The 26,159-nt window shown below is 61.9% G+C and carries 24 protein-coding genes and 4 tRNA genes; 22 read left to right on the top strand and 6 right to left on the bottom strand.

The genetic code is table 11. The features are described from left to right. Positions 1–86 precede the first annotated feature (86 nt). The 9 genes from argR (at position 87) to ltaE (ending at position 10,303) form a co-directional block, all read left to right on the top strand. A complete protein-coding gene (argR, locus tag GV002_RS21445) occupies positions 87–1,067 on the top strand; it encodes a transcriptional regulator ArgR (RefSeq protein ID WP_160020304.1) in 981 nt (326 codons plus the stop codon). Between the two features lie 373 nt (positions 1,068–1,440). Further along, on the top strand, positions 1,441–2,661 hold the full coding sequence (locus GV002_RS21440) for an aspartate aminotransferase family protein (protein WP_160020303.1): 1,221 nt from the start codon (positions 1,441–1,443) through the stop codon (positions 2,659–2,661). A 163-nt stretch (positions 2,662–2,824) separates the two neighbouring features. After that, on the top strand, positions 2,825–3,841 hold the full coding sequence (gene aruF / locus GV002_RS21435) for an arginine/ornithine succinyltransferase subunit alpha (protein WP_160020302.1): 1,017 nt from the start codon (positions 2,825–2,827) through the stop codon (positions 3,839–3,841). A gap of 81 nt (positions 3,842–3,922) precedes the next feature. Continuing rightward, positions 3,923–4,939 carry an arginine N-succinyltransferase gene (gene astA / locus GV002_RS21430; RefSeq protein WP_160020301.1) on the top strand — a complete coding sequence of 339 codons (1,017 nt, stop codon included), beginning with the start codon at positions 3,923–3,925 and terminating at the stop codon, positions 4,937–4,939. Between the two features lie 62 nt (positions 4,940–5,001). Then, entirely contained in the window at positions 5,002–6,465 is a 1,464-nt protein-coding gene (astD, locus tag GV002_RS21425) for a succinylglutamate-semialdehyde dehydrogenase (protein WP_160020300.1), read from the top strand. Beyond that, complete coding sequence (gene astB, locus GV002_RS21420) at positions 6,465–7,811, top strand: N-succinylarginine dihydrolase (protein WP_160020299.1); 1,347 nt, start codon at positions 6,465–6,467, stop codon at positions 7,809–7,811. The genes astD and astB overlap by 1 nt, the downstream gene beginning before the upstream one ends. Positions 7,812–7,837: 26 nt before the next feature. Beyond that, complete coding sequence (locus GV002_RS21415; RefSeq protein ID WP_003461883.1) at positions 7,838–8,116, top strand: hypothetical protein; 279 nt, start codon at positions 7,838–7,840, stop codon at positions 8,114–8,116. A gap of 16 nt (positions 8,117–8,132) precedes the next feature. Continuing rightward, positions 8,133–9,146 (top strand): succinylglutamate desuccinylase, encoded by a 1,014-nt coding sequence (gene astE / locus GV002_RS21410; RefSeq protein WP_160020298.1) that lies wholly within the window; start codon positions 8,133–8,135, stop codon positions 9,144–9,146. A gap of 152 nt (positions 9,147–9,298) precedes the next feature. Continuing rightward, the gene (ltaE, locus tag GV002_RS21405) at positions 9,299–10,303 is read left to right on the top strand and encodes a low-specificity L-threonine aldolase (protein WP_160020297.1); all 1,005 of its coding nucleotides are present in this window, start codon (positions 9,299–9,301) and stop codon (positions 10,301–10,303) included. On the opposite strand, the gene GV002_RS21400 is transcribed toward ltaE, so the two are convergent. Further along, the gene (locus tag GV002_RS21400; protein WP_160020296.1) at positions 10,304–10,780 is read right to left on the bottom strand and encodes a response regulator; all 477 of its coding nucleotides are present in this window, start codon (positions 10,778–10,780) and stop codon (positions 10,304–10,306) included. A 393-nt stretch (positions 10,781–11,173) separates the two neighbouring features. On the opposite strand from GV002_RS21400, the gene alaS reads away from it, so the two are divergent. The 7 genes from alaS to GV002_RS21365 all read left to right on the top strand — a co-directional run bounded on the left by alaS (position 11,174) and on the right by GV002_RS21365 (position 16,191). Further along, on the top strand, positions 11,174–13,798 hold the full coding sequence (gene alaS, locus GV002_RS21395; RefSeq protein WP_160020295.1) for an alanine--tRNA ligase: 2,625 nt from the start codon (positions 11,174–11,176) through the stop codon (positions 13,796–13,798). Positions 13,799–13,901: 103 nt separating this feature from the next. Next, on the top strand, positions 13,902–15,140 hold the full coding sequence (locus GV002_RS21390; RefSeq protein ID WP_160020294.1) for an aspartate kinase: 1,239 nt from the start codon (positions 13,902–13,904) through the stop codon (positions 15,138–15,140). Between the two features lie 190 nt (positions 15,141–15,330). Further along, complete coding sequence (csrA, locus tag GV002_RS21385; RefSeq protein WP_003244478.1) at positions 15,331–15,516, top strand: carbon storage regulator CsrA; 186 nt, start codon at positions 15,331–15,333, stop codon at positions 15,514–15,516. A 61-nt stretch (positions 15,517–15,577) separates the two neighbouring features. Continuing rightward, a tRNA-Ser gene (locus GV002_RS21380) sits at positions 15,578–15,668 on the top strand. Positions 15,669–15,742: 74 nt separating this feature from the next. Beyond that, positions 15,743–15,819 (top strand) — tRNA-Arg (locus GV002_RS21375). 110 nt (positions 15,820–15,929) lie between these two features. Next, positions 15,930–16,006 (top strand) — tRNA-Arg (locus tag GV002_RS21370). 108 nt (positions 16,007–16,114) lie between these two features. Continuing rightward, positions 16,115–16,191: transfer RNA gene (locus tag GV002_RS21365), tRNA-Arg, on the top strand. A 44-nt stretch (positions 16,192–16,235) separates the two neighbouring features. On the opposite strand, the gene GV002_RS21360 is transcribed toward GV002_RS21365, so the two are convergent. Continuing rightward, positions 16,236–16,730 carry a DUF4124 domain-containing protein gene (locus tag GV002_RS21360; protein ID WP_160020293.1) on the bottom strand — a complete coding sequence of 165 codons (495 nt, stop codon included), beginning with the start codon at positions 16,728–16,730 and terminating at the stop codon, positions 16,236–16,238. A 323-nt stretch (positions 16,731–17,053) separates the two neighbouring features. On the opposite strand from GV002_RS21360, the gene mgtE reads away from it, so the two are divergent. After that, entirely contained in the window at positions 17,054–18,496 is a 1,443-nt protein-coding gene (mgtE, locus tag GV002_RS21355) for a magnesium transporter (protein WP_160020292.1), read from the top strand. A gap of 6 nt (positions 18,497–18,502) precedes the next feature. On the opposite strand, the gene GV002_RS21350 is transcribed toward mgtE, so the two are convergent. The 3 genes from GV002_RS21350 to GV002_RS21340 are packed head-to-tail and all read right to left on the bottom strand — an operon-like array spanning position 18,503 to position 20,069. Continuing rightward, complete coding sequence (locus GV002_RS21350) at positions 18,503–18,964, bottom strand: nuclear transport factor 2 family protein (RefSeq protein ID WP_160020291.1); 462 nt, start codon at positions 18,962–18,964, stop codon at positions 18,503–18,505. Between the two features lie 29 nt (positions 18,965–18,993). Then, positions 18,994–19,290, bottom strand: a complete 297-nt coding sequence (locus GV002_RS21345; protein ID WP_256667188.1) for an Atu4866 domain-containing protein — start codon at positions 19,288–19,290, stop codon at positions 18,994–18,996. Between the two features lie 44 nt (positions 19,291–19,334). Then, the gene (locus tag GV002_RS21340; protein ID WP_372241847.1) at positions 19,335–20,069 is read right to left on the bottom strand and encodes an SDR family oxidoreductase; all 735 of its coding nucleotides are present in this window, start codon (positions 20,067–20,069) and stop codon (positions 19,335–19,337) included. Between the two features lie 163 nt (positions 20,070–20,232). Between GV002_RS21340 and GV002_RS21335 the strand changes: the two genes are divergently transcribed. The 4 genes from GV002_RS21335 (at position 20,233) to GV002_RS21320 (ending at position 24,534) form a co-directional block, all read left to right on the top strand. Beyond that, a complete protein-coding gene (locus GV002_RS21335) occupies positions 20,233–21,129 on the top strand; it encodes an AraC family transcriptional regulator (RefSeq protein ID WP_160020770.1) in 897 nt (298 codons plus the stop codon). Positions 21,130–21,330: 201 nt separating this feature from the next. Then, positions 21,331–21,588: an OadG family protein gene (locus tag GV002_RS21330; RefSeq protein ID WP_178094786.1), complete on the top strand. Its 258-nt coding sequence runs from the start codon at positions 21,331–21,333 to the stop codon at positions 21,586–21,588. Between the two features lie 23 nt (positions 21,589–21,611). Next, positions 21,612–23,387 (top strand): sodium-extruding oxaloacetate decarboxylase subunit alpha, encoded by a 1,776-nt coding sequence (oadA, locus tag GV002_RS21325; RefSeq protein ID WP_160020287.1) that lies wholly within the window; start codon positions 21,612–21,614, stop codon positions 23,385–23,387. Positions 23,388–23,397: 10 nt separating this feature from the next. Then, complete coding sequence (locus GV002_RS21320; protein WP_160020286.1) at positions 23,398–24,534, top strand: sodium ion-translocating decarboxylase subunit beta; 1,137 nt, start codon at positions 23,398–23,400, stop codon at positions 24,532–24,534. 80 nt (positions 24,535–24,614) lie between these two features. Here GV002_RS21320 and GV002_RS21315 read toward each other — a convergent pair whose 3' ends face one another. After that, a complete protein-coding gene (locus GV002_RS21315) occupies positions 24,615–24,941 on the bottom strand; it encodes an Arc family DNA-binding protein (RefSeq protein ID WP_003461866.1) in 327 nt (108 codons plus the stop codon). Positions 24,942–25,318: 377 nt separating this feature from the next. Between GV002_RS21315 and phnC the strand changes: the two genes are divergently transcribed. Continuing rightward, the gene (gene phnC / locus GV002_RS21310) at positions 25,319–26,143 is read left to right on the top strand and encodes a phosphonate ABC transporter ATP-binding protein (protein WP_160020285.1); all 825 of its coding nucleotides are present in this window, start codon (positions 25,319–25,321) and stop codon (positions 26,141–26,143) included. Positions 26,144–26,159 lie beyond the last annotated feature (16 nt).

Here is a 26,159-nt window from a genome sequence, read left to right as displayed (position 1 = left end):
AGCGGAGTGTACTTTTGTACATGAGCATTCCGAGCCTGTTTTTAACGCAGCAGGCCCGACGCGCAGCAAACTGTGAACAGGCTTTCATGACCCCCCATCGAATTGGCTTTTTATACTGGCCCGGCACCAAGGCCCTGACCCTGTCCCTGGCGGAGGAGGCCCTGCGTGTCGCCCAGCGCGTGCATCCGGAAGTGGTGTACGAGTTGGTGTTCCTCCAGGCCGAGCCGCTGGCGGCCGGTGACTGGCGTCTGCCGGGCGAGCCCTGGGCCGGGCATCTGGAGGGGCTGGACAAGCTGTTCCTGTTGGCCGATGCGCCGCCGGCGCAGGTTTCTGCCGGTCTGGCGGCTGCGCTCAAGCAGCAGGTGCGCAGTGGTTGTGTGATTGGCGGGCTGTCTGCCGGGGTCTATCCGCTGGCTCAGCTCGGTTTGCTCGATGGTTATCGCGCAGCAGTGCACTGGCGCTGGCAGGACGATTTCTCCGAGCGCTTCCCCAAGGTCATCGCCACCAGTCATCTGTTCGACTGGGATCGTGATCGGCTGACCGCCTGTGGCGGCCTTGCGGTGCTCGATCTGCTGCTGGCAGTGCTGGCGCGCGATCACGGCGCCGAACTGGCCGGTGCAGTGAGCGAGGAACTGGTGGTCGAGCGCATTCGCGAGGGCGGTGAGCGTCAGCGCATTCCGCTGCAGAATCGTCTGGGCTCCAGCCATCCGAAGCTGACCCAGGCCGTGCTGCTTATGGAAGCCAACATCGAAGAGCCGTTGACCACCGACGAGATCGCACAGCATGTGTGCGTGTCGCGTCGTCAGCTGGAGCGCATCTTCAAGCAGTACCTCAATCGCGTGCCCAGCCAGTATTACCTGGAGCTGCGCCTGAACAAGGCGCGCCAACTGCTGATGCAGACCAGCAAGTCGATCATCCAGATCGGCCTGTCCTGCGGCTTCTCTTCGGGGCCGCACTTCTCCAGTGCCTACCGCAACTTCTTCGGCGCCACGCCGCGTGACGATCGCAACCAGCGTCGCAGCAACAGCCCCTTCGAGCTGACGTCGACGCCGGTCGAGCGTGGTTGATCGGGGCGGTCGCGGCTAAAGCCCCTCCCACGGTATGCGCTGGCGGTAGCCCGGATGAAATCCGGGGCGATCTGTTGTCGGCCCCGGATTGCATCCGAGCTACGCAAGCAGGACTTTCGATACCGACCGGTCAGCCTGCGGAGAATTTTTCCAGCGGCGTGCTACAGGCGGCGATCTGCGATTAAACTGCGCCTTTCCGACGCTTTCTGTCGCTTGGACGAAAACCCGCGGAAAACCTGGGGTGGCGCTGTAAGAAGTTGTCGCATGGCGACAATGCCGGCCCCGATTCAGTCCCTACAATCCTTGCATTCCCTGTCGTTTCGGGTGCTTCGTCGCCTGTCTGCGGCCGGTATTTCTCATCAGGAGAGCTTTGATGTCCGTTCAGCACGATGCGGTGCAACGCGCCGATTTCGACCAGTTCATGGTCCCCAACTACGCCCCTGCTGCCTTCGTCCCTGTGCGCGGCCTGGGTTCGCGAGTCTGGGACCAGAACGGTCGAGAGCTGATCGACTTCGCCGGCGGCATCGCCGTCAACGTGCTGGGCCACTGCCATCCGGCACTGGTCGCGGCGCTGACCGAGCAGGCCAATACCCTGTGGCACATCTCCAACGTCTTCACCAACGAGCCTACCCTGCGCCTGGGCAAGAAACTGGTCGAAGCGACCTTCGCCGAGCGCGTGTTCTTCTGCAACTCCGGCGCCGAGGCCAACGAGGCAGCGTTCAAGCTGGCCCGTCGCGTCGCCCATGACCGTTTCGGCCCGGAAAAGCACGAGATCATCGCCGCCACCAACAGCTTTCATGGCCGCACGCTGTTCACCGTCAGCGTCGGAGGTCAGCCGAAGTACTCCGACGGCTTCGGCCCGAAGATCCAGGGCATCACCCATGTTCCGTACAACGATCTGGACGCGCTGAAAGCCGCCATTTCCGACAAGACCTGCGCAGTGGTGCTGGAGCCCGTGCAGGGCGAGGGCGGCGTGCTGCCAGCGGACAAGGCTTATCTGGAAGGCGCCCGCGAGCTGTGCAACGCGCACAACGCGCTGCTGGTGTTCGATGAGGTGCAGAGCGGTATGGGCCGTACCGGCGAACTGTTCGCCTACATGAATTACGGCGTGGTACCGGACATTCTCTCCAGCGCCAAGAGCCTGGGCGGTGGTTTCCCCATCGCGGCGATGCTCACCACCACCGATCTGGCCAAGCATTTCTCGCCTGGCACCCATGGCACCACCTACGGCGGCAACCCGCTGGCCTGTGCAGTCGGTGAGGCGGTGCTGGATATCGTCAACACCCGCCAGACCTTGGACGGTGTGAAGGCCAAGAGCGAGCAGTTCAAGACGCGCCTGCTGGCTTTGGGCAAGCAGTACGGTCTGTTCGAGCAGGTACGTGGCATGGGCCTGCTGCTCGGCTGTGTACTCAATGAGGCGTGGATGGGCAAGGCCAAGCAGGTGCTCGATGCCGCCACTGCCGAAGGCCTGATGATTCTGCAGGCAGGCCCGGACGTGGTGCGTTTCGCTCCGAGCCTGGTGGTCGAAGAGGCCGATATCGACGAAGGCCTGGCGCGTTTCGAGCGTGCGCTGAGCAAACTGACGGCCGCCTGAGTTTTTGCCGACTTGCCGTGGGAGTGGCTTTGGCCGCGACAATCGCCGCTGCGACTGCATGGATGCAGGAGGTAGAGCGAAGCGGGATGCCCGAGCCGAAAGCGCCTCCCACGGCTGTTTGCCCGACCCGGGCTACGAATACCCTGTTTAGAAGGAGTGACCCATGCTGGTGATGCGCCCTGCGCAAATGGCGGACCTGGCCGAAGTGCAGCGACTGGCTGCTGACAGCCCGGTAGGTGTCACTTCATTGCCGGACGATGCAGATCGGCTGGGCGACAAGATCGCCGCCTCGGATGCGTCGTTCGCCGCCGAAGTCAGTTTCAATGGCGAGGAGAGCTACTTCTTCGTCCTCGAGGACACCGAGAGCGGCCGCCTGGTCGGTTGCTCCGGCATCGTCGCCTCGGCGGGCTATTCCGAGCCCTTCTACAGCTTTCGCAACGAAACCTTCGTGCACAACTCGCGTGAGCTGAAGATCCACAACAAGATCCACGTGCTGTCGCTGTGTCACGACCTGACCGGCAACAGCCTGCTTACCAGCTTCTACGTCGAGCGCCCGCTGGTCAGCAGTGTGTTCGCCGAGCTCAATTCGCGCGGCCGCCTGCTGTTCATGGCGGGCCACCCGGAGCGCTTCGCTGATGCCGTGGTGGTGGAAATCGTCGGTCACAGCGACGAGAACGGTGATTCGCCGTTCTGGGACGCGCTGGGGCGCAACTTCTTCGACATGACCTACGCCGAGGCCGAGCGCCTGTGTGGGCTCAAGAGCCGCACCTTCCTCGCCGAGCTGATGCCGCATTACCCCATCTACGTGCCGCTGCTCTCCGACGAGGCGCAGGAGGCCATGGGCCAGGTGCATCCTCGCGCGCAGATCACCTTCGACATCCTCATGCGCGAAGGCTTCGAGACCGATCACTACATCGACATCTTCGACGGTGGCCCGACCCTGCATGCACGCACCTCGGGCATCCGCAGCATCGCGCAGAGTCGCCTGGTGCCGGTGAAGATCGGTGAGGCCGATGTGGGCGGGCGCCAGTACCTGGTGAGCAACGGCCAGTTGCAGGATTTCCGCGCCATCGTCGCCGATCTCGACTGGGTGCCGGGTAAGCCTGTGGTGCTCAGCGCACAGGCGGCCGAGGCCCTGGGTGTCGGCGAAGGCGCCAGCGTCAGGTTGGTAGCGGTTTAACAGGCTCTCTCCGGCTGGAGTGGGCGCCCTTCAAGGGCAGAGGAGAGTGCCGGCGGCGCTCTTGAGGAATCTGGAGGCTTTATGATTGTTCGTCCCGTGCGCAGTGCCGACTTGCCGGCCCTGATCGACCTGGCTCGCAGCACCGGCGCGGGCCTGACCACGCTGCCGGCCAACGAGGAGCGCCTGGCGCACCGGGTCGGCTGGGCGGAGAAGGCGTTTCGTGGCGAGGCCGAACGTGCCGATGCCGACTACCTGTTCGTGCTCGAAGACGATGCCGGCAAGGTCGTGGGCATTTCTGCGGTGGCCGGCGCCGTCGGTCTGCGTGAGCCCTGGTACAACTACCGTGTGGGCCTGACCGTCAGCGCTTCGCAGGAGTTGAACATCCATCGCCAGGTGCCGACGCTGTTCATGGCCAACGACCTGACCGGCAACTCCGAACTGTGCTCGCTGTTCCTGCATGCCGATTACCGCACTGGCCTCAACGGACGTTTGCTGTCGAAGGCGCGCTTTCTGTTCATCGCCGAGTTTCGCGAGCTGTTCGGCGACAAGGTGATCGCCGAGATGCGCGGCATGTCCGACGAGCGTGGGCGCTCGCCATTCTGGGAGAGCCTCGGCCGGCATTTCTTCAAGATGGAGTTCTCTCAGGCGGACTACCTCACCGGCGTCGGCAACAAGGCCTTCATTGCCGAGCTGATGCCGAAGTTTCCGCTCTATACCTGCTTTCTTTCCGAGGATGCGCGCGCTGTGATCGGCCGTGTGCACCCGGACACCGAGCCAGCGCTGGCCATGCTCAAGGCCGAGGGCTTCAGCTATCAGGGTTATGTCGACATCTTCGATGCTGGCCCGGCCATCGAGGCGGAAACCGCGAAGATTCGCGCCGTGCAGGGCAGCCAGAACCTGGTACTGGCCATCGGTACGCCGGGTGATGACGCCAAACCGTTCCTGGTACACAACCGTAAGCGCCAGGACTGCCGAATCACCGCTGCGCCTGCGCGCCTGGCGGCCGGCACTCTGGTGGTCGATCCGCTGACCGCCAAGCGTCTGCGCCTTTCCGCTGGTGATCAGGTACGCGCCGTGGCGCTGGCGGCGCACGGCTGAGTTATGGGTTTGCGCGGCGGCCCAAGCAGGCCGCTGGAAAATGCTGGGAGTGGTAAAACAAAATGAACACTCATTACATCGCAGGTCAGTGGCAGCCCGGTCAGGGCGAGTCGCTGCAATCGCTCGACCCGGTCAGCCAGGCCGTGCTCTGGCAGGGTCGGGGCGCCACCGCTGCGCAGGTCGATGCAGCCGTTGCCTCTGCGCGTGGCGCTTTCTCGTTGTGGGCCGCGCATTCGCTGGATGGCCGCATCGCCGTGCTGGAGCGCTTCGCCGCCTGCTTGAAATCGCGTGCCGACGAAGTGGCCCGGGCAATTGGCGAGGAGACCGGCAAACCATTGTGGGAAGCTGCCACCGAAGTGAACAGCATGGTGGGCAAGGTCGCCATTTCCATTCAGAGCTATCGCGAGCGCACAGGTGAGAAGAGCGGCCCGCTGGGCGACGCCACTGCGGTGTTGCGCCACAAACCGCATGGGGTGGTCGCGGTGTTCGGTCCCTACAACTTTCCCGGCCACTTGCCTAACGGCCATATCGTGCCGGCGCTGTTGGCTGGTAACTGCGTGCTGTTCAAGCCCAGCGAGCTGACGCCGAAGGTAGCCGAGTTGACCGTGCAATGCTGGATTGAGGCCGGGCTGCCCGAGGGCGTGCTCAACCTGCTGCAGGGCGGCCGCGAAACCGGTGTCGCCCTGGCCGGCCATCCTGGTATCGACGGGCTGTTCTTCACCGGCTCCAGCCGCACCGGCAACCTGCTGCATGCCCAATTCGCCGGGCGCCCGGACAAGATCCTGGCGCTGGAGATGGGCGGCAACAACCCGCTGATCGTCGATCAGGTCGCGGACGTCGATGCCGCCGTGTACACCATCGTCCAGTCCGCGTTCATTTCTGCCGGCCAGCGCTGCACCTGCGCGCGCCGCCTGCTGGTGCCGCAAGGAGAGTGGGGCGACGCTCTGCTGGCGCGTCTGGTGCAGGTCGTCGGGCAGATCAAGGTTGGTCGTTTCGACGAGCAGCCAGCGCCGTTCATGGGTTCGGTGATTTCCCTGCAGGCCGCCGCGCAACTGATGCAGGCGCAGCAGGACTTGCTGGCGGGCGGCGCCACCGCATTGCTGGCGATGACCCAGCCGCAGGCGGGTGCCGCGCTACTGACGCCCGGCATTCTCGATGTCACAGCGGTTGGCGAGCGTCCTGACGAGGAGTTCTTCGGCCCGTTGCTGCAGGTGATCCGCTACGACAGTTTCGAGGCTGCCATCGCCGAGGCCAACGCCACGGCTTACGGCCTGGCCGCCGGCCTGCTGTCCGACTCACGTGCGCGCTTCGAGCAGTTCTGGCTGCATAGCCGCGCCGGTATCGTCAACTGGAACAAACAGCTCACTGGCGCCGCTAGCACTGCGCCTTTCGGTGGTATCGGCGCTTCGGGCAACCATCGCGCCAGTGCCTATTATGCAGCGGATTACTGCGCGTACCCGGTGGCCGGGCTCGAGAGCGAAAGCCTGGCCTTACCCGCGACCCTGACCCCGGGAGTGATTCTGTAATGACCGCTTATGAAATGAATGTCGACGGCCTGGTCGGGCCGACTCACAACTACGGTGGGTTGTCCTACGGTAACGTCGCGTCGCAGAGCAACAGTCAGGCCGTGTCGAGCCCCAAGGAGGCTGCCAAGCAGGGCCTGGCGAAGATGAAGGCGCTGATGGACATGGGCTTCAAGCAGGGCGTGCTGGCACCGCAGGAGCGTCCGGACGTCGCTGCGTTGCGCAGCCTGGGCTTTACCGGCAGCGACGCGCAGGTGATCGCCAAGGCTGCCAAGGGCGCCATGCCTTTATTGGTTGCGAGCTGTTCGGCCTCCAGCATGTGGACCGCCAATGCCTGCACTGTCAGCCCCAGCGCCGACACGGCCGATGGGCGCGTGCATTTCACTGCTGCCAACCTCAACTGCAAGTTCCATCGCAGCATCGAGCACCCCACCACCAGCCGGTTGTTGCAGGCGATGTTCGCCAACGATGCGCACTTCGCTCATCACTCGGCGCTGCCAGCTGTGGCCCAGTTCGGTGATGAAGGTGCGGCCAACCACACGCGTTTCTGCAAGGGCTATGGCGACGCTGGTGTGGAGTTCTTCGTCTACGGCCGCAGCGCTTTCGACAGCCGCTATCCGGCCCCGCAGCGCTACCCGGCGCGGCAGACCCTGGAAGCCTCTCATGCGGTGGCTCGCTTGCATGGCCTGGGCAAGGCCGGTGTGGTGTTCGCCCAGCAGAATCCGGAGGTGATCGATCAGGGCGTGTTTCACAACGACGTGATCGCCGTGGGCAACGGCGAGGTGCTGCTCTATCACCAGGATGCCTTCCTGAGCACCGACAAGGTACTGGCCGAACTGGGTGAAAAACTGGCCCGGCGCGGCGGCAACTTTCAGGCCATCTGCGTTCCTGCTTCTGCCGTCAGCGTGCAGGATGCGGTGCGTTCCTACCTGTTCAACAGCCAACTGCTGACGCGCGCCGATGGCAGCATGCTGCTGGTGGTGCCAGAGGAGTGCAAGAGCAACGCCAGCGTCTGGCGCTACCTGGAGCAACTGACCGCGAGCGGCGGGCCGATCCGCGAGGTGCACGTGTTTGACCTCAAGCAGAGCATGCAGAATGGCGGTGGTCCGGCTTGCCTGCGCCTGCGTGTGGCGCTCAATGAGCAGGAGTTGGCTGCGGTCAATCCGGGCGTGCTGATGAGCGACGCGCTGCACGACACTCTGGTGGCTTGGGTCGACAAGCATTACCGCGACCGCCTCAGCGAAGCCGATCTGGCCGACCCGCAATTGCTGATCGAATGTCGTACGGCATTGGATGAACTGACGCAGATCCTTAAACTGGGCTCGGTCTATCCTTTCCAGATAGCCTGAACCTGACCTTGATTCCCGGAGATTTTATGAGCGACGCGCTGCAACTGATTCTTGAAGATAACGACGGTACTCAGCTGGAGACCTCCTGCAGTCGCTTCGCCGTGGTCTGGCAGGGCAAGGAGCTGTGGGTACAGGCCGTTGGTGATCAGTTGCTGATCGGTGTCGATGTGGAAGAGGGCGATACCGAGTACGTCAACCTGCTGTTGCGTCCACAGGCCACCAACCTGGTGAGCCTGCAACTGGAGATGGAGCCGATGATCGCCGATGAGGATGATCATGTTCATGGTCCGGACTGCAACCACTAAACCCTGAGGAGTCCCCATGCTTGCCCTCGGCAAACTGCTTGAACTGACCCTGGCCGGCCACGAGCCGTCGGCGAAGATTCAACTGACGCCCGATGGTACGCGTCTGCGCTGGCTCGATGAAGGTGCGCTGGAGGTGACTCCGCCTGCAGCGCGCGACAATGGCCTCGACCTGCTGCTGTCTGCCGGTGTCCACGGCAACGAAACCGCGCCAATCGAGCTGCTCGACCGTCTGCTGCGCGGCATCGCGCGCAATGAACTGCATCCGGCTGCGCGTATTCTCTTTCTGTTCGGCAATCCCGAGGCGATGCGCCACGGTGAGCGCTATATCGAGCAGGACCTCAATCGCCTGTTCAGTGGTCGTCACGAGCAATCCAGTGGCTTCGAGGCCATTCGTGCCTGCGACCTGGAGCACCTGGTCGCCACCTTTTTCGGCAAGCAAACGGGTCGCACTCGCCTGCACTACGACCTGCACACGGCTATTCGCGGCTCGAAGATCGAGCAGTTCGCCCTCTATCCCTGGCAGGAAGGTCGCGCCCACTCACGTCGCGAGCTGGAGCGTCTGCGCGCTGCCGGTATCGAGGCGGTGCTGCTGCAGAACAAGTCGTCGATCACCTTCAGCGCCTACACCTATGCACAGCTTGGCGCCGAGGCCTTCACCCTTGAGCTGGGCAAGGCGCGTGCCTTCGGCCAGAACGAGTTGGTCAACCTCGATCTGCTGGAGAATGCGCTGCACTCACTGATCGAAGGGCGCGATGTGATCAGCGGCGAGCCGACGCTCGATGGCTTGCAGCTGTTTTCGGTATCACGTGAGGTCATCAAGCACAGCGACAGCTTCCAGTTGCACCTGCCGGACGACATCGAAAATTTCACCGAACTGGAGCCCGGTTACCTGCTTGCCGAAGACATCGCCGACAGCCGCTGGATAGTGGAAGAGAAGGGGGCGCGGATCATCTTCCCGAATCCCAAGGTCAAGAACGGCCTGCGCGCCGCCATTCTGATCGTTCCCGACGATGGTGCCGGCTTGCTGTAGCCCGGATGCAATCCGGGGATGACCGGCACATTTTCCCCGGATTGCATCCGGGCTACAGTGTCGGCAAGTTGCTTTATCGCGCAACTGTATCTGTCACCACCCGAGCGACCTCTTTAGCATGGGCTTTTCGCCAATTGCCGGGAAAGCCTGTCATGCCCCTGATCGACCTTCGTAGCGACACCGTCACTCAACCCACCGTTGCCATGCGCGAAGCCATGATGGCTGCCGAACTGGGCGATGACGTATATGGCGAAGACCCCACGGTAAACCGTCTGGAGGCCTGGCTGGCCAATGAGCTGGGCTTCGCGGCGGCGCTGTTCGTCCCCACTGGCACCATGAGCAACCTGCTTGGCCTGATGGCTCATTGTGAGCGGGGTGACGAGTACATCGTCGGCCAGCAAGCGCACACCTACAAGTACGAGGGCGGCGGTGCCGCCGTGCTTGGCTCCATCCAGCCGCAGCCGATCGACGGTGAAGCCGATGGCTCGCTGGATCTGGCCAAGGTCGAAGCGGCGATCAAGCAGGACGACTTCCACTTCGCCCGCACCCGCCTGCTGGCGCTGGAAAACACCATGCAGGGCAAGGTGCTGCCGCTGGACTACCTGGCCGCTGCGCGCGATTTGACCCGTCGCCGTGGCTTGAGCCTGCACCTCGATGGTGCCCGCCTGTACAACGCTGCGGTCAAGCTCGGTGTGCCGGCGCGCGCGATCACCCAGCACTTCGATTCGGTCTCGGTGTGCCTGTCCAAGGGGCTCGGTGCGCCAGTTGGTTCCGTGCTCTGCGGCAGCGTTGCGCTGATCGCCAGGGCGCGCCGTCTGCGCAAGATGGTCGGCGGCGGTATGCGCCAGGCCGGTGTGCTGGCGGCGGCAGGCTTGTATGCGTTGCAGCATCAGGTCGAGCGCCTGGCCGAGGATCATGCCAACGCGGCACGCCTGGGCAGCGCTCTGACCGAACTGGGCTATAGCGTCGAGCCGGTGCAGACCAACATGGTCTACGTGCAGCTCGGTGAGCGGGCCGGCACGGTCAAGGCCTTCATGGCCGAGCGCGGTATCGCGGTGACGGCCGCGCCCCGCTTGCGCCTGGTCACCCATCTGGATGTTGAGGCTGGGCAGGTCGAGCAGGTTGTGCAGGCCTTTACCGAGTTTTCTCGCGTCTGATCATCTCGGGAAGCTATGCAGGCACAGGCTGGTGGATGGGCTCTGTAGCTCGCCGTAATGGGGAGGTTCGATGCCCACCGGGAGCAGCAGGGATATCGCTTTGTAGGATTCCAGCAGCCTGCGCAAGGCAGGAGGAGAGGCGGGTTTCTGCAGGAAGCCCAACGCCTGTATGCCAACCTGTCTGGCCTTCAGGGTTGCTTGCTCGAGCTGTGCGCGGTGACTGTTGCCATGCACGATCAGGGCGTAGAAGGCGCGTTGCTCGCTCAGTTGTTTGAGCCACGCCAGGCGAGCCTCGTCATCAGGCTGCAGGTCACAAATCAGGATGTCCGGGCTGCCCCGACGCGCCATCAGGTCCGCGGCCTGCGCAGTGTCATCGGCGGTCATGACCTGGTAGATCCCGCAGGCGTTCAACTGCTGATGCATGGCCAGCAACTGGTAGGGGTTGTGTTCGAGAAGAAGTATCTTGAGCGCGCGCATGGGGCCTCCCGACTGACGACGGCTGCGGTCACTCTAAAGATGGGAGGGTGGGGGCTGTATAAGACGGGTCTGAAAAAACGTGGGGCTCTTCCTTCATTGCATCGATGGTGCCTTGTTCGATTTTCTGTAGCTGATAGGGCGGCACTATCGAGAAAGGCACTAGCCGCGGGCTGTGGGCCCTATATAATGCGGCCCTTTCAGACTGCGCGAAATCTGCTGCGCTCGGTCATGTGGCGTTAAAACAGGCTGCTCGCCAGCTCGGTCAAAATGCTCATTTACAGCTTGTAAACTGCGTTTTTCACCTGTTTTACCTTGCCTGACCCTTGCTCGCCATGTTTGCGTGGTCTGCTTTGCCGGCTTTTGCCGTGGCCGCCTGACTCCGTGGATATCCCTATGAAAAGCGCAGAAATCCGTGAAGCCTTCCTGAGCTTCTTCGAAGAAAAAGGGCACACCCGTGTCGCTTCCAGCTCGCTGATTCCGGCGAACGACCCAACCCTGCTGTTCACCAACGCGGGCATGAACCAGTTCAAGGACTGCTTCCTGGGCCTGGAAAAGCGCGCCTACACTCGCGCCACCACCAGCCAGAAGTGCGTGCGCGCCGGCGGCAAGCATAACGACCTGGAAAACGTCGGCTACACCGCGCGTCACCACACCTTCTTCGAAATGCTGGGCAACTTCAGCTTCGGCGACTACTTCAAGCGCGATGCCATTCATTACGCCTGGGAATTCCTGACTTCCGACAAGTGGCTGAACCTGCCCAAGGAAAAGCTCTGGGTCACCGTCTATGCCACCGATGACGAGGCCTTCGAGATCTGGAACAAGGAAATCGGTGTTCCCGCCGAGCGCATGATCCGCATCGGTGACAACAAGGGCGCGCCTTACGCTTCCGACAACTTCTGGGCGATGGGCGATACCGGTCCGTGCGGCCCGTGCACCGAGATCTTCTTCGACCATGGCGAGCACATCTGGGGCGGCCCGCCCGGCAGCCCGGAAGAAGATGGCGACCGTTACATCGAGATCTGGAACAACGTGTTCATGCAGTTCAACCGCACCGCAGACGGCGTGCTGCACCCGCTGCCAGCACCGAGCGTGGACACCGGCATGGGCCTGGAGCGCATCAGCGCCGTGCTGCAGCACGTCAACTCGAACTACGAGATCGACCTGTTCCAGAACCTGCTGGCTGCATCGGCCAAGGCCATTGGCTGCAGCAATGAAGGCCAGGCCTCGCTGAAGGTGGTGGCCGACCATATCCGTTCCTGCAGCTTCCTGATCGCCGATGGCGTGACCCCGTCCAACGAAGGCCGTGGTTACGTGCTGCGCCGCATCGTGCGTCGCGCCTGCCGTCACGGCAACAAGCTGGGCGCCAAGGGCAGCTTCTTCTACCAGATCGTCGCCGCCCTGGTGGCCGAGATGGGTGAAGCCTTCCCCGAGCTCAAGCAGCAGCAGGCGCATATCGAGCGCGTGCTGAAGACCGAGGAAGAGCAGTTCGCCAAGACCCTCGAGCAGGGCCTGAAGATTCTCGAACAGGATCTGGCCGGCCTGCAGGGCTCGGTCATTCCTGGCGATATCGCGTTCAAGCTTTACGACACCTACGGTTTCCCGGTCGACCTGACTGCCGACATCGCCCGCGAGCGCGAGCTGTCGGTGGACGAGGAAGGTTTCGAGCGTGAAATGGAGGCGCAGCGCGAGCGCGCCCGTTCCGCCAGTGCCTTCGGCATGGATTACAACGCCCTGGTCAAGGTCGACAGTGACACCCGTTTCCTCGGCTATGAAGGCACCAGCGGCAGCGGCAAGATCATTGCCCTGTTCAAGGCCGGCAGCGCCGTCGACAGCCTCGCCGAGGGCGAGGAGGGCGTAGTGGTGCTGGATCAGACCCCGTTCTACGCCGAATCCGGCGGCCAGATCGGCGACTGCGGCTATCTCGAGAGCGCTGGCGTGCGTTTCGATGTGCGCGACACCACCAAGGCCGGCGGCGCCTTCCTGCACCACGGTGTGGTGGCCAAGGGCGGTCTGAGTGTCGGCACCAGCGTCAAGGCCGAAGTCGAAGCTGGTGTGCGCCAGGCGACCGCGCTGAACCACTCCGCGACCCATCTGCTGCATGCCGCGCTGCGTCAGGTGCTGGGCGATCACGTTCAGCAGAAGGGCTCGCTGGTCGACAGTCAGCGCCTGCGTTTCGACTTCAGCCACTTCGAGGCGATCAAGCCCGAGCAACTGAAGCAGCTGGAAGACATCGTCAACGCCGAGATTCGCAAGAATTCCGAGGTCGAGACCGAGGAAACCGATATCGAGACCGCCAAGGCCAAGGGCGCCATGGCGCTGTTCGGCGAGAAGTACGGCGACCAGGTGCGGGTGCTTAGCATGGGCGGCGACTTCTCCGTCGAGCTGTGCGGTGGTACTCACGTATCCCGTACCGGCGACATTGGCCTGTTCAAGATCACCAGTGAAGGCGGCGTGGCCGCTGGCGTGCGTCGTATCGAGGCGGTCACTGGCGCGCAAGCGCTGGCCTGGCTCAACGGTGCCGAGGAGCAGCTCAAGGAAGCCGCGTCCCTGGTCAAGGGCAGCCGCGATAATGTGCTGGACAAGCTATCGGCGCTGATCGAACGCAACCGTCAGCTGGAAAAGGAGCTGGAGCAGCTCAAGGCCAAGGCCGCCAGTGCTGCCGGCAACGACCTGGCCGGTTCGGCCGTGGACGTCAAGGGTACCAAGGTGCTGGCTGCGCGTCTCGATGGTCTGGACGGCAAGGCGCTGCTGGCACTGGTCGACCAGTTGAAGAACAAGCTGGGTAGCGCCGTGATCCTGCTCGGCGGTGTGTTCGACGAGAAGGTGGTGCTGGTCGCTGGCGTGACCCAGGATCTGACCGCCAAGGTCAAAGCCGGTGACCTGATGCGTCAGGCCGCTGCAGCCGTGGGTGGCAAGGGCGGTGGTCGCCCGGACATGGCTCAGGGCGGCGGCGTCGATGCCGGCAAACTGGATGAAGCCCTGGCTCTGGCCGCTACCTTGGTCGAGCAGGCTTCGTAACGAGCGAGTAAAGCGGGGCCCGCAGTGCGTCCGGCGGGCCTTGGCAGTATGACCCGATGCGGGTTTAATGGGCGCCCTTCGAGGAATCAGGCGGCTTTTTGAAATGGCTTTGATCGTACAGAAGTTTGGGGGCACCTCCGTCGGCACCATCGAGCGTATCGCGCAGGTGGCCGACAAGGTGAAGAAGTTCCGCGAGAACGGTGACGACATTGTCGTCGTGGTTTCCGCCATGAGCGGCGAAACCAACCGCCTGATCGATCTGGCCAAACAGATCACTGATGGCGACCCGGTTGCGCGTGAGCTGGATGTCATGGTGTCCACCGGCGAGCAGGTGACCATCGCCCTGCTGGCGATGGCGCTAATCAAGCGTGGCGTGCCGGCGGTGTCCTACACCGGCAACCAGGTGCGCATCCTCACCGACAGCGCACACAACAAGGCGCGCATTCTGCAGATCGATGACCAGAAGATTCGCGCTGATCTCAAGGCCGGTCGCGTCGTCGTTGTCGCTGGTTTCCAGGGTGTCGACGAACACGGCAGCATCACCACCCTGGGGCGTGGTGGTTCCGACACTACCGGTGTGGCCCTGGCTGCGGCGCTGAAAGCCGACGAGTGCCAGATTTACACCGACGTCGATGGTGTCTACACCACCGACCCGCGCGTGGTGCCCAAGGCCCAGCGCCTGGAGAAGATCACCTTCGAAGAGATGCTGGAAATGGCCAGCCTCGGTTCCAAGGTGCTGCAGATTCGCTCGGTGGAGTTCGCCGGCAAGTACAACGTCCCGCTGCGCGTCCTGCACAGCTTCCAGGAGGGGCCGGGCACCCTCATTACCCTTGATGAAGAGGAATCCATGGAACAGCCGATCATTTCCGGCATCGCTTTCAATCGCGACGAAGCCAAGCTGACCATCCGTGGGGTGCCGGATATTCCTGGCATCGCCTTCAAGATTCTCGGCCCGATCAGCGCGGCCAACATCGAAGTGGACATGATCGTGCAGAACGTCTCGCACGATAACACCACCGATTTCACCTTCACTGTGCACCGCAACGACTACAACAACGCTCTGGGTGTGCTGCAGAAGACTGCAGACGAGCTGGGCGCCCGAGAAGTGGTCGGTGATACCAACATCGCCAAGGTCTCCATCGTTGGTGTCGGCATGCGCTCCCACGCCGGTGTCGCCAGTCGCATGTTCGAGGCCCTGGCCAAGGAGACCATCAATATCCAGATGATCTCCACCTCCGAGATCAAGGTTTCCGTGGTGATCGAGGAGAAGTATCTGGAGCTGGCGGTACGCGCTCTGCATACCGCTTTCGAGCTGGATGCCCCGGCCCGACAGGGCGAGTGATTGCACTGATTTGAAAGGCGCGGCTGGTTCCGCGCCTTTCGTCTTTTTGACTGGCACGTGGGAACTTTCTTTCTACGCGGGCTGGTCAATACTTGGGTGGAGGCTTTCAGGCTTGATTTAGCAGGAAGCCGGCACCATTTTCTTTTTGCAGACTGTTGTCCTGAAAATGTAATCCGTTGAGGAGAAAGGAATGCTGATTCTGACTCGCCGGGTCGGAGAGACCCTGATGGTCGGTGATGATGTGACTGTCACCGTGTTGGGTGTGAAAGGTAACCAGGTGCGTATTGGTGTCAATGCGCCGAAAGAGGTTGCCGTACACCGTGAAGAAATCTACCAGCGCATCCAGAAAGAGAAGGGTGACGAACCAAGCCACTAATTTTTCTACAAATTTTTGTTTGCAAACGGGGAAAACATGTTTATCATGCGCCCCGTGTTGCGGAGAGGTGGCCGAGTGGCCGAAGGCGCTCCCCTGCTAAGGGAGTACACCTCAAAAGGGTGTCGGGGGTTCGAATCCCCCCTTCTCCGCCATTATTCAGCGAGTCGGGCGCAAGCCGGGCTGGCGAATCAACCAGAGGTGATCTGGTATAAAAGCACCAAAAAGTGGACTCATAGCTCAGCTGGATAGAGTACTCGGCTACGAACCGAGCGGTCGGAGGTTCGAATCCTCCTGAGTCCGCCATTTTCAATGGCTTGCATCGCTGCAAGCCATTTTGTTTCAGCCAGTGGTGGTCTGGTCTAAAAACACCATAAGATCGCACGAAAGGCACTGCCTTGAAGGCGTTCTGCAACGGACTCATAGCTCAGCTGGATAGAGTACTCGGCTACGAACCGAGCGGTCGGAGGTTCGAATCCTCCTGAGTCCGCCATATTCAATGGCACTGCAGCGATGCAAGGTCATGTTTCAACCAGCGGTGATCTGGTCTAAAAGCGCCAAAGATCGCACTAAAGGCGCTGCCTTGAAGGCGTTCTGTAACGGACTCATAGCTCAGCTGGATAGAGTACTCGGCTACGAACCGAGCGGTCGGAGGTTCGAATCCTCCTGAGTCCGCCATACCCAAAGGGCCTGCAGTAATGCAGGCCCTTTTTCTTTGTGCGTCATTTCTTCACGCAGCCGGCTTCGTCGAAGCTGACCTGTCGGCTGCTGCCGCCTTTGCGTTTTTCTGTGTAGTTATAACGCTGCTGCCCGTTGCTGGCTGTGACCCTGTCCGGTTTGCCCAGGCTGTTCTCCACGTCAGCACGGCTCATGCCGCTGCGGACTTCCTTGCGGATGATTGCCTGGCGCTTCTCGCTGCTGGTCAGCAGGTTGCCGCAGCCGTCGTCTTGTTGACCAACTATGACCAGCTCCCCGGCGCTCGTTGGGTTGGGCGTTGCGCGTCGGTCTGGGTCGGCAAGGGGGATGGTCTCGCTGCTGCTGGGCGTAGGGTTGCGCGCATCTTGCAGATGCTGCTCCTGATCGGTGGCGCAGCCGTGGCGGGTGAAGGTGACATGGCCGTCTGCGCCTACGCAGCGGAACACACTGGCGGCCGAGCTGTCTTCAATAGGGTAGAGAAGCGCAGCGGCCAATAGCGCTGCGAAGTGCTTTCCTCGCATGAATCGTCCTCCGTGACGTTCGCCTGCTTCAGGTTAGACCCTTTTTTCGCGCTCGCCAGGGTGTCCCGGCGCGGATCGCTGGCGTCGTATAGCCAGGTTTTCATGCGAGATCGAAGTTTGTGACGCAAGCAATTGTTCTTGCCGCGCTTTTGTCACGTACAAAGCTGTTTTGCGGTGTTATCATTCGCCGCGTCAGCCCCGCCGGGGCTTGTGGAATACCACCATGGACTTACCCAGTAGTTACTCAATACTCCCCTCGCACAATCGTGTAAGACCTGATTGATCCCCTCTGGCGTGCCCGCCAACTGGGGGTGGAGCGCGCTATGACTGAAGTAGAAGCCAAAAAGCCGCAAGAGAGCTTGCAGGATCGCCTGGCCCAGGTGATCGAACTGCTGCATCGGCACAAACTGGTCGAAGACCTGACCCATCGTCAGGAAGGCCAGCATCACGACCGGGTCGAGAACCTGGTGCATCGTCAGAATCTCGTCGAACTGCAACGCAAGCTCGAAGATCTGCACCCTGCGGATATCGCCCACATCCTCGAAGCCCTGCCGCTCGATGAGCGTCTGACCGTCTGGCAATTGGTCAAGGCCGAGCGCGACGGCGACATCTTGCTGGAAGTGTCCGACGCAGTACGAGAAACCCTGATCGCCGACATGGACGATCACGAGATTCTCGCTGCGGCCAAGGACATGGACGCCGACGAACTCGCCGACCTGGCGCCAGAACTGCCGCGCGACGTTGTGCATGAGCTGATGGAGTCGCTCGACGCTCAGCAGCGTGAGCGCGTGCGTTCGGCCCTGTCCTACGAAGAGGATCAGGTCGGTGCGCTGATGGACTTCGAGATGGTCACCATCCGCGAAGATGTCAGCCTGGAAGTGGTGCTGCGTTACCTGCGGCGCCTGAAAGAGCTGCCGGGTCATACCGACAAGCTGTTCGTGGTCGATTACGACGGCGTGCTCAAGGGCGTGCTGCCGATCAAGCGCCTGTTGGTCAACGACCCGGACAAGCAGGTCGGCGAAGTCATGGCCGACGATCCGGTGAGCTTCCATCCTGATGAGGATGGCTACGACGCCGCCCAGGCTTTCGAGCGTTACGACCTGATTTCCGCGCCAGTGGTGGACAAGAACGGCAAGTTGATCGGGCGTCTGACCATCGACGAGATGGTCGACCTGATCCGTGAGGAAAGCGAAAGCGAAGTGCTGAACATGGCCGGTCTGCGCGAGGAAGAAGACATCTTCGCCTCGGTGTGGAAGTCGGTTCGCAACCGTTGGGCCTGGCTGGCGATCAACCTGGTCACCGCGTTCCTGGCGTCGCGTGTGATCGGCCTGTTCGAAGGCTCGATCGAGAAGCTGGTGGCGTTGGCCGCGTTGATGCCCATCGTCGCCGGTATCGGCGGTAACTCGGGTAACCAGACCATCACCATGATCGTCCGCGCCATGGCGCTGGATCAGGTCAGCACCGGCAATACCAAGCGCCTGGTACGCAAGGAGCTCGGCGTATCCCTGATCAACGGCATCCTCTGGGGTGGGGTGATCGGCGCGGTCGCCTATGGGCTTTACGGCAGTTGGTCGCTGGGCGTGGTGATGACGGCGGCAATGACCCTGAACCTGCTGCTGGCAGCGCTGATGGGGGTGCTGATCCCCATGACCCTGGCACGCCTGGGGCGCGACCCGGCCATGGGGGCCAGTGTGATGATCACTGCCATGACCGACAGCGGCGGTTTCTTCATCTTCCTGGGACTGGCGTCGATCTTCTTGCTGTAGGTCGCTTCAGTTCATCAGCTCGACCAGCCGCCAGGTGTCGAGAAAGGCCGTGACCCTTGTGATCCGGCCGTTGTCCAGCTGCATGTGCCATGAGTAACTGTTCTCGTAGCGGCTGCCGTCCTTGGCAGTCGCCTGGCCATCCCAGTGCACGACCACGTAGGGTCCTTGCGCCACGATCTGGCGGACGGTGGGCACGATGGGTGTCGCCAGTTTGTCAGTGATGGGTTTGACTGCATCTTCCATGAACGCCTCGCGTGTAGGGTAAGTCCCGGAGTACGGGCTGCTGCCGGCCACGACCCAGACGGCATCATCGGCGAGCAACTGGAAGATGCCTCCCTGGCCTGCGCGCCAGTCATCGAAGGCTTTCTGAATCAGGGCCTGATTGGCTGCCGTGTTGTCACTTGCCCAGGCCGGGAGGCAGAGTGATGCGCTCAGTAGCAATGCGGCGATGATCTTTTGCATGTTCATGGGCTTTTTCTCTTGGCTGATGGGTGTCGTTACTCGTTGGTTGGGAGGGCTTTGCGGCGCAGTACCATGCCGCCGTGGTAGAGCACGTCGTCGACGAACTCACCGTCGGCGGTAAAACCGGTGTCGTCGACGTAGTCGATGTGGTTGCCGGTGACGCGGTAGTGACCCTGATAGGCGCTTTCGCGATTGCCGCGTGCCTCGTCATACCGGCCGTGGGCCAATAGCTCATGGCGGACACGGCCGTCATCCGTTACCCACATGCCTACGTAAGGATGCGGGTGCTCGGATTGCGCGATTGCCACGCCGGTTAGCAGGGCACCGCTCATCAACAGTGCCGTGGCAGCGTTCTTCGCTGACATGGTGGACTCCATCAATAGGGGCTGGCGGTCGGGCGCACGATCAGTTCGCTGACGTCGACGTCGTCGGGCTGTTCGACTGCATAGGCCACGGCGCGGGCTATGGCGTCTGGCGTTATGGCGACGCGACGGAAAGCTTTCATCGCCTCGCGCGCACTGGCATCGGAGATGCTGTCGGCCAGTTCGGACTCGACCACGCCGGGGCAGATCGTGGTGACGCGGATGCGCTCGCTTTCCTGGCGCAGGCCTTCGGAAATCGCCCAGACGGCATACTTGGTGGCGCAGTAGACCGCCGCTGTCGGCGATACGGCGTGGGCGCCGATGGAGGCGATATTGATGACCTGACCGCGTCCGCGTTCTTCCATGCCAGGCAATACGGCGGCAATTCCGTGCAGCACGCCCCTGATGTTGACGTCGATCATGCGGTTCCACTCATCCACCTTCAGGGCGTTGAGCGGCGACAGCGGCATGACGCCGGCATTGTTGATGATCACGTCGACAGGCCCGTGATGCGCTTCGGCATGCTCGACGAAGGCCTGCATGTCATGCAGTTGGCTGACGTCGACGGTGCGGCAGGAGGTATGTTGACCTTGTGCCTGCAGCTCTTCTGTCAGTGCCTGCAGGCGCTCGATGCGTCGGGCGCCGAGTGCCACTCGATGACCCAGGCTTGCCAGGTGTCTGGCGGTGGCTTCGCCGATGCCGCTGCTGGCGCCGGTGATGAGGATGACTTTGCTCATGTCGGTCTCCATTGCGTTATGGAGCGTCCATGCTAGGCAGGGGCGGGCCGGCTGCTAAGTCTCGTTACTCTTTCGATATTGCCTGTTTCTATTGAATGCTTCCTACAATGCCCGGGTATTGATCACGAGTCGAAAGCGGCGCATGAGCATGAGTCCTGAGAGCATCAAACGGCGTATGGTCGAACTGATGCTGCGCCTGGCCCCCGAGGAGGGGTACACCGCGGCGCAGCTCGACGGGGTTACCTTCATGCGCTCCAATCGCTCGCTGCCGGTTACCCCGGCGCTGTATGAGCCGAGCATCGTGATCGTGATCCAGGGGCGCAAGAGTGGACTGCACGACGGCAATCTGTATGTTTACGATGCGCAGCACTATCTGGTGCTGGCGCTGCCCCTGCCGTTCTCCATCGAAACCGAGGCCAGTGCCGAAGAGCCCATGCTGGGGGTGGCGCTGCGTGTCGACCCGCTGTTGGTGGCCGAGCTGGTCATGGATCTGGAAGAGCCCCAGCCAACTCAACCGGCAACGCTTTATTCCAGCCCTATGGATGCGCGCTTGAGTGATGCCACGTTGCGCCTGCTGGAGGCCCTGGCTGATCCTGAGGAGGTGCGCCTGCTCGGTCCATCGATTCTGCGTGAGATCGTCTTTCGCGTGCTGCAGGGTGAGCAGGGCAATGGCCTGCGCGCGACCCTGGCGCAGAACAGTCATTTCGGTCGTATTGCCCGCGTCCTGCAGCGGATTCACCGGGATTATCAGGAGTCGCTCGATGTGCCCTCGCTGGCCGAAGTTGCCAGCATGAGCGTGCCGACCTTCCATGTGCATTTCAAGGCGATGACCAGCCGTTCGCCGCTGCAGTACCTCAAGGCCATTCGCCTGCATCAGGCGCGGCTGCTGATGATCCGCAACGACATGAGTGCGCTCAGTGCTGCGCAGTGCGTCGGGTATGAAAGTCCGTCGCAGTTCAATCGGGAGTTCAAGCGCCTGTTCGGGCGCACCCCTGGCGATGAGACGCGTCACTTCAAGACTCTGCTGAAGCTTGCTCCTGCCGTTGATACCGTGGCTCGCTCCGCATTCTGAGGCTTCGCTCGCAGGGCCTTTCTGCTTCTTTGGTAGTGGATGCTTATGAACCACTACATAAATAGCCAGTTCGGCCCTTCTGGCGTTTGCTTCAAACGCTCGTTTCACGCTAAGGTTCGGCAGCTTTGCCCAGGTGCTGACCCTGGGCGCTCCTAATCAATAATGAACGCAGCCGCTCAGCTGCTGGCCAAAGGAGCCAAGATGACCCCCAGTGAACTGCTGCTCGAGGGTGTCGAACTCATGTTGTTCGGCATGGGCTTCGTCTTTGTCTTTCTGGTGTTGCTGGTGGGTGTGGTCAGTCTGATGTCACGTCTGATCGCGACCTTCGCTCCGCCCGCGCCGAGCCCGGCGATTTCTTCTCCAGCGCCTAGTTTCAGGTCGGCCAGCCATGAGCCGGATGCAGAAACACTGGTCGCCATCCAATCCGCTATTGCCCAGCACCGCGCACGCCGCGGTTGATCAGGTTCAGAGGGAGCACCTGTATGACTGCCGTAAAACAAGCACTCGGAATCACCGATGTGGTGCTGCGTGATGCGCATCAGTCGATCCTGGCGACGCGTGTTCGTCTCGAAGACATGCTGCCGATTGCACCCAAGCTCGATCAGGTCGGCTTCTGGTCGGTGGAATCATGGGGTGGCGCGACTTTTGATGCCTGCATTCGTTACCTCGGCGAAGATCCCTGGGAGCGTATCCGCGAACTGAAGAAGGCCATGCCCAATACCCGCCAGCAGATGCTGCTGCGTGGGCAGAACCTGTTGGGCTACCGCCACTATGCCGATGACGTGGTGGAAAAGTTCGTCGAGCGTGCGGCTGTCAACGGCGTCGACGTGTTCCGCGTATTCGATGCGATGAACGATCCGCGCAACCTGGAAACGGCGCTCAAGGCCGTCAAGCAGCAGGGCAAACATGCCCAGGGCACCATCTCCTACACCACCAGTCCGGTGCACACGTTGGACATGTGGGTCGATCTGGCCAAGCAGATCGAAGACATGGGCGCCGATTCGGTAGCGATCAAGGACATGGCCGGCATTCTCACGCCCTATACCGCCTTCGAGCTGGTGTCGCGGCTGAAGGCCAGCCTGGCGATCCCGATCCATATGCAGTGCCACGCCACTGCAGGGTTGTCGTCGGTGGCCATTCTCAAGGCGGTGGAGGCTGGTATCGACAACGTCGACACCGCGATTTCCTCGCTGTCGATGACCTACGGTCATTCGCCGACCGAGTCGGTAGTGGCCATGTTCCAGGGTACCGAGCGCGACACCGGGCTCAATCTGGAGCTGCTGGAAGAAATCGCTGCGTACTTCCGCGAGGTGCGCAAGAAATATGCGATGTTCGAAGGCAACCTCAAGGGCGTCGACTCGCGCATCCTGGTCGCTCAGGTGCCTGGCGGCATGCTTACCAACATGGAAAGCCAGCTCAAAGAGCAGGGCGCCCAGGACAAGTTCGACCAGGTGCTGGCCGAGATTCCACGCGTGCGCGAAGACCTGGGTTTCATCCCGCTGGTGACGCCCACTTCGCAGATCGTCGGCACTCAGGCGGTGATCAACGTGCTCACTGGTGAGCGCTACAAGTCCATCACCAAGGAAACCGCCGGCGTGCTCAAGGGCGAGTACGGCGCCGCGCCCGCGCCGTTCAACGCCGAGCTGCAGGCCCGTGTACTCGACGGTGGCGAAGCGATCACCTGCCGTCCGGCTGATCTGCTCGAGGCCGAGATGGACAAGCTGACTGCCGAACTCAAGGGCATCGCTCAGGAGAAAGGCATCAAGCTGGCTGTCGACGAAATCGACGACGTCCTGACCTATGCGCTGTTCCCACAGATCGGCTTGAAGTTCCTGGAAAATCGCGGCAACCCGGCGGTCTTCGAGCCTGTGCCGACCGGTAAGCAAGCCCCGGCTCGCGAGGCAGGCAAGCCTGAGGTCTACACCGTCGAGGTCAATGGCAAGTCGTTCGTCGTGCAGGTGAACGAAGGCGGCGATATCGAGGGTATCAAGCCCGTCGGTGGTGCGGCGAGCACCGCACCGGCGGCTCCGGTCGCAGTGGGCGGCGGCGAGCCGCAAGCCGCGCCGCTGGCTGGCAATATCTTCAAGGTGTTGGTGCAGCCTGGTCAGGTCGTGGAGGAGGGTCAACTGGTGATCATCCTCGAAGCAATGAAGATGGAAACCGAGATCCGCGCCTTCAAGGCCGGTACCATCGGTGCCGTCAACGTCAAGGTCGGCGATGCAGTGGCAGTGGGCGCAAGCCTGCTGACCATCGGCTGAGGGGCGCGTCATGGAAAAGCTGCTCAAGCTCTGGCAGAGCACTGGTCTGTACCATCTGGAGCCCGGTCAGGCATTCATGATCGCGGTCTGTCTGTTGCTGATCTACCTGGCCATCAAGAAGGGCTTCGAGCCCCTGTTGCTGGTGCCCATCGGCTTCGGTGGCCTGTTGTCGAACATTCCGGTGGCCAACATGGCCGAGGGCGCGGGTTTCCTGCACCTGATCTATGAAGTGGGCCTGCCGACCAGCATCTTCCCGCTGCTGATCTTCCTCGGCGTCGGCGCCATGACCGACTTCGGCCCGATGCTGGCCAATCCGAAGACGCTGCTGCTTGGCGCCGCTGCGCAGTTCGGCATCTTCGGCACCCTGCTCGGCGCCCTGGCGATCACTGCGCTGGGCATTCCCGGCATGGAGTTCACCCTCAAAGAGGCGGCGTCCATCGCCATCATCGGCGGGGCGGATGGGCCGACCTCGATCTTCGTCACCTCAAAGCTGGCGCCTGATCTGCTCGGGCCCATTGCCGTCGCGGCCTATGCCTATATGGCGCTGGTGCCGTTGCTGCAGCCGCCGATCATGCGTGCGCTGACCACCAAGGAGGAGCGCGCCATCGTCATGCAGCAGCTGCGCCCAGTTGGACAGACCGAGAAGATCATCTTCCCTATCGTACTGTGCATTCTGATTGGCTTGCTGCTACCTGACGCCGCGCCGCTGATCGGCATGTTCGCCCTCGGCAATCTGCTGCGCGAGGCCGGTGTAGTCGAGCGTCTGGCCGATACCTCGCGCAATGCGCTGATCAATATCGTTACCATCTTCCTCGGTCTGACCGTGGGTTCGAAGCTGTCGGCCGAAGCCTTCCTGCAGCTCAAGACCCTGGGCATTCTCATGCTGGGCATGGTGGCGTTTTGCGCAGGCACTGCGGCCGGTGTGCTGATGGCCAAGCTGATGAACCTGTTCAGCAGCAACAAGGTCAATCCGTTGATTGGCTCGGCCGGTGTGTCGGCAGTGCCGATGGCGGCTCGGGTATCGAACAAGGTCGGTCTGGAAGCCAATCCGCAGAACTTCCTGCTGATGCATGCCATGGGGCCGAACGTGGCCGGGGTGATTGGCTCGGCGGTGGCGGCGGGGGTGTTGCTCAGTTTCGTTGGCTGATTGCGGCGCGGAGTTCGCTCCGCGCCTTTTCGTTGCCCACAAAAAAACCGGCTCAAGGCCGGTTTTTTTGTGGGCTCGCCTCAGGCTTCTTCGGCGGCCATTTCCACGTCGTGGGCAATCAGAGCGACCAGCGCGTTCTGCTGGCGGCGCGACAACTGACGAAAACGCTGCAGCAATTCACGCTCGTGGAGGCTCAGTTCGGGGCTGTCGAGGCGCAGGCTGAGATCGTCATCCAGAGCACCTTCCTGAAGCATGCTTTGCTCCAGGCGGGCGATGATTTCCGAATTCATGCTGCGGTGATGGTTGCGTGCTACGTCAGCGATACGCTCACGCATGCCATCTGGCAAGCGAACGACAAATTTGTCAGCCGTGCGGCTGGAATAAATAGCCTGTTTCATAGGGCGCATACATTACCGGTTAGTTCAGGGAGCGATACTGGTAGTCAGTGTCGAGATTGTCACCGGTTTGACAGTGTTTCGCACTAGCCGTTCAACCGGTATCGCGTTCTGCGTCATTATGACCCGAGAGTCATCTGAACAATTCCTTGACGCCAAATACGTGTCGGATTGTGGATCAGGTGGCGGCTTTATGCCAGCACCGATTGTCTGAAATGCGCGGTGTTCGGCAGAAGTCATGCTGATGCTGTACTCGATTATAAAAGTTTCGGTCACTCAATCGTCATCACTGATTCACAAGCCTGACACAGCTTGCGCCTACCTTGGTCTACACCAGAAGGCGCCAGCTCGCTGCCTTCGTATCGACAATGATAGTAGAGGGCCAGCCCATGCGCGCAGCGATTCGAGTCGACCGTCTGAACAAAAGCTTTGGCCGTAAACAGGCATTGTTCGATCTGGCTCTTTCGGTACAGCCGGGTGAAATGGTGGCGTTGATCGGCGCGTCGGGTTCGGGCAAGTCGACCCTGCTGCGTCATCTTGCTGGCTTGGCGCGCGGCGATGCCGGCAGTATCGAAGTGCTCGGGCGCCAGGTGCAGGCCGATGGCCGTCTGAACGGCGACGTGCGTCGTCAGCGTGCCGATATCGGCTACATCTTCCAGCAGTTCAATCTGGTGGGGCGCCTCAGTGTGCTGCAGAACGTGCTGCTCGGTGGTCTGGGGCGTATGCCGCGCTGGCGTGGCAGTCTCGGGCTGTTCAATGCCGAGGAAAAACAGCGTGCCATGCAGGCGCTGGAGCGGGTCGGTCTGGCCGAGTTCGCTGCTCAGCGTGCTTCGACCCTCTCAGGCGGGCAGCAGCAACGCGTGGCTATCGCCCGCGCGCTGTGCCAGCAGGCCGAAGTGATTCTCGCCGATGAACCGATCGCCTCGCTCGACCCGGAGTCGGCGCGCAAGGTGATGGAGATTCTCGCCGACATCAACCGTCACGACGGCAAGACAGTGGTGGTGACTCTGCATCAGGTCGACTACGCGGTGCGCTATTGCCAGCGTGCGGTTGCGCTGAAGGGCGGGCGCATCCATTTCGATGGCCCGACCACGGACTTCAACCCCGATTTCCTCAACGATCTCTACGGCGGCGATCTCGATATCAGCCTGCTGCTGCCGCAAGGGCAGCGCCCTCGGGCTGTAGAGCGTCCGCTGACGCTGGCCAAGGCCTGACGTCACCCTCCTCACT

The organism is Pseudomonas sp. 8O, from assembly GCF_902506495.1.
In the GTDB taxonomy this organism is placed as follows: domain Bacteria; phylum Pseudomonadota; class Gammaproteobacteria; order Pseudomonadales; family Pseudomonadaceae; genus Aquipseudomonas; species Aquipseudomonas chaetocerotis.
The sequence above is the reverse complement of the archived record's forward strand: the minus strand, read 5'-3'. Positions and strand labels throughout refer to the sequence as shown.

Coding starts and splice junctions, on each gene's coding strand:
- GV002_RS21315 (WP_003461866.1), bottom strand. CDS start 24,941: ATGCGCCCTATGAAACAGGCTATTTATTCCAGCCGCACGGCTGACAAA.
- GV002_RS21440 (WP_160020303.1), top strand. CDS start 1,441: ATGTCCGTTCAGCACGATGCGGTGCAACGCGCCGATTTCGACCAGTTC.
- GV002_RS21350 (WP_160020291.1), bottom strand. CDS start 18,964: ATGAACATGCAAAAGATCATCGCCGCATTGCTACTGAGCGCATCACTC.
- astE (WP_160020298.1), top strand. CDS start 8,133: ATGCTTGCCCTCGGCAAACTGCTTGAACTGACCCTGGCCGGCCACGAG.
- astB (WP_160020299.1), top strand. CDS start 6,465: ATGACCGCTTATGAAATGAATGTCGACGGCCTGGTCGGGCCGACTCAC.
- argR (WP_160020304.1), top strand. CDS start 87: ATGACCCCCCATCGAATTGGCTTTTTATACTGGCCCGGCACCAAGGCC.
- GV002_RS21340 (WP_372241847.1), bottom strand. CDS start 20,069: ATGGAGACCGACATGAGCAAAGTCATCCTCATCACCGGCGCCAGCAGC.
- mgtE (WP_160020292.1), top strand. CDS start 17,054: ATGACTGAAGTAGAAGCCAAAAAGCCGCAAGAGAGCTTGCAGGATCGC.
- GV002_RS21390 (WP_160020294.1), top strand. CDS start 13,902: ATGGCTTTGATCGTACAGAAGTTTGGGGGCACCTCCGTCGGCACCATC.
- astD (WP_160020300.1), top strand. CDS start 5,002: ATGAACACTCATTACATCGCAGGTCAGTGGCAGCCCGGTCAGGGCGAG.
- oadA (WP_160020287.1), top strand. CDS start 21,612: ATGACTGCCGTAAAACAAGCACTCGGAATCACCGATGTGGTGCTGCGT.
- GV002_RS21320 (WP_160020286.1), top strand. CDS start 23,398: ATGGAAAAGCTGCTCAAGCTCTGGCAGAGCACTGGTCTGTACCATCTG.
- GV002_RS21360 (WP_160020293.1), bottom strand. CDS start 16,730: ATGCGAGGAAAGCACTTCGCAGCGCTATTGGCCGCTGCGCTTCTCTAC.
- alaS (WP_160020295.1), top strand. CDS start 11,174: ATGAAAAGCGCAGAAATCCGTGAAGCCTTCCTGAGCTTCTTCGAAGAA.
- GV002_RS21400 (WP_160020296.1), bottom strand. CDS start 10,780: ATGCGCGCGCTCAAGATACTTCTTCTCGAACACAACCCCTACCAGTTG.
- GV002_RS21415 (WP_003461883.1), top strand. CDS start 7,838: ATGAGCGACGCGCTGCAACTGATTCTTGAAGATAACGACGGTACTCAG.
- ltaE (WP_160020297.1), top strand. CDS start 9,299: ATGCCCCTGATCGACCTTCGTAGCGACACCGTCACTCAACCCACCGTT.
- GV002_RS21345 (WP_256667188.1), bottom strand. CDS start 19,290: ATGAGCGGTGCCCTGCTAACCGGCGTGGCAATCGCGCAATCCGAGCAC.
- GV002_RS21335 (WP_160020770.1), top strand. CDS start 20,233: ATGGTCGAACTGATGCTGCGCCTGGCCCCCGAGGAGGGGTACACCGCG.
- astA (WP_160020301.1), top strand. CDS start 3,923: ATGATTGTTCGTCCCGTGCGCAGTGCCGACTTGCCGGCCCTGATCGAC.
- csrA (WP_003244478.1), top strand. CDS start 15,331: ATGCTGATTCTGACTCGCCGGGTCGGAGAGACCCTGATGGTCGGTGAT.
- aruF (WP_160020302.1), top strand. CDS start 2,825: ATGCTGGTGATGCGCCCTGCGCAAATGGCGGACCTGGCCGAAGTGCAG.
- GV002_RS21330 (WP_178094786.1), top strand. CDS start 21,331: ATGACCCCCAGTGAACTGCTGCTCGAGGGTGTCGAACTCATGTTGTTC.
- phnC (WP_160020285.1), top strand. CDS start 25,319: ATGCGCGCAGCGATTCGAGTCGACCGTCTGAACAAAAGCTTTGGCCGT.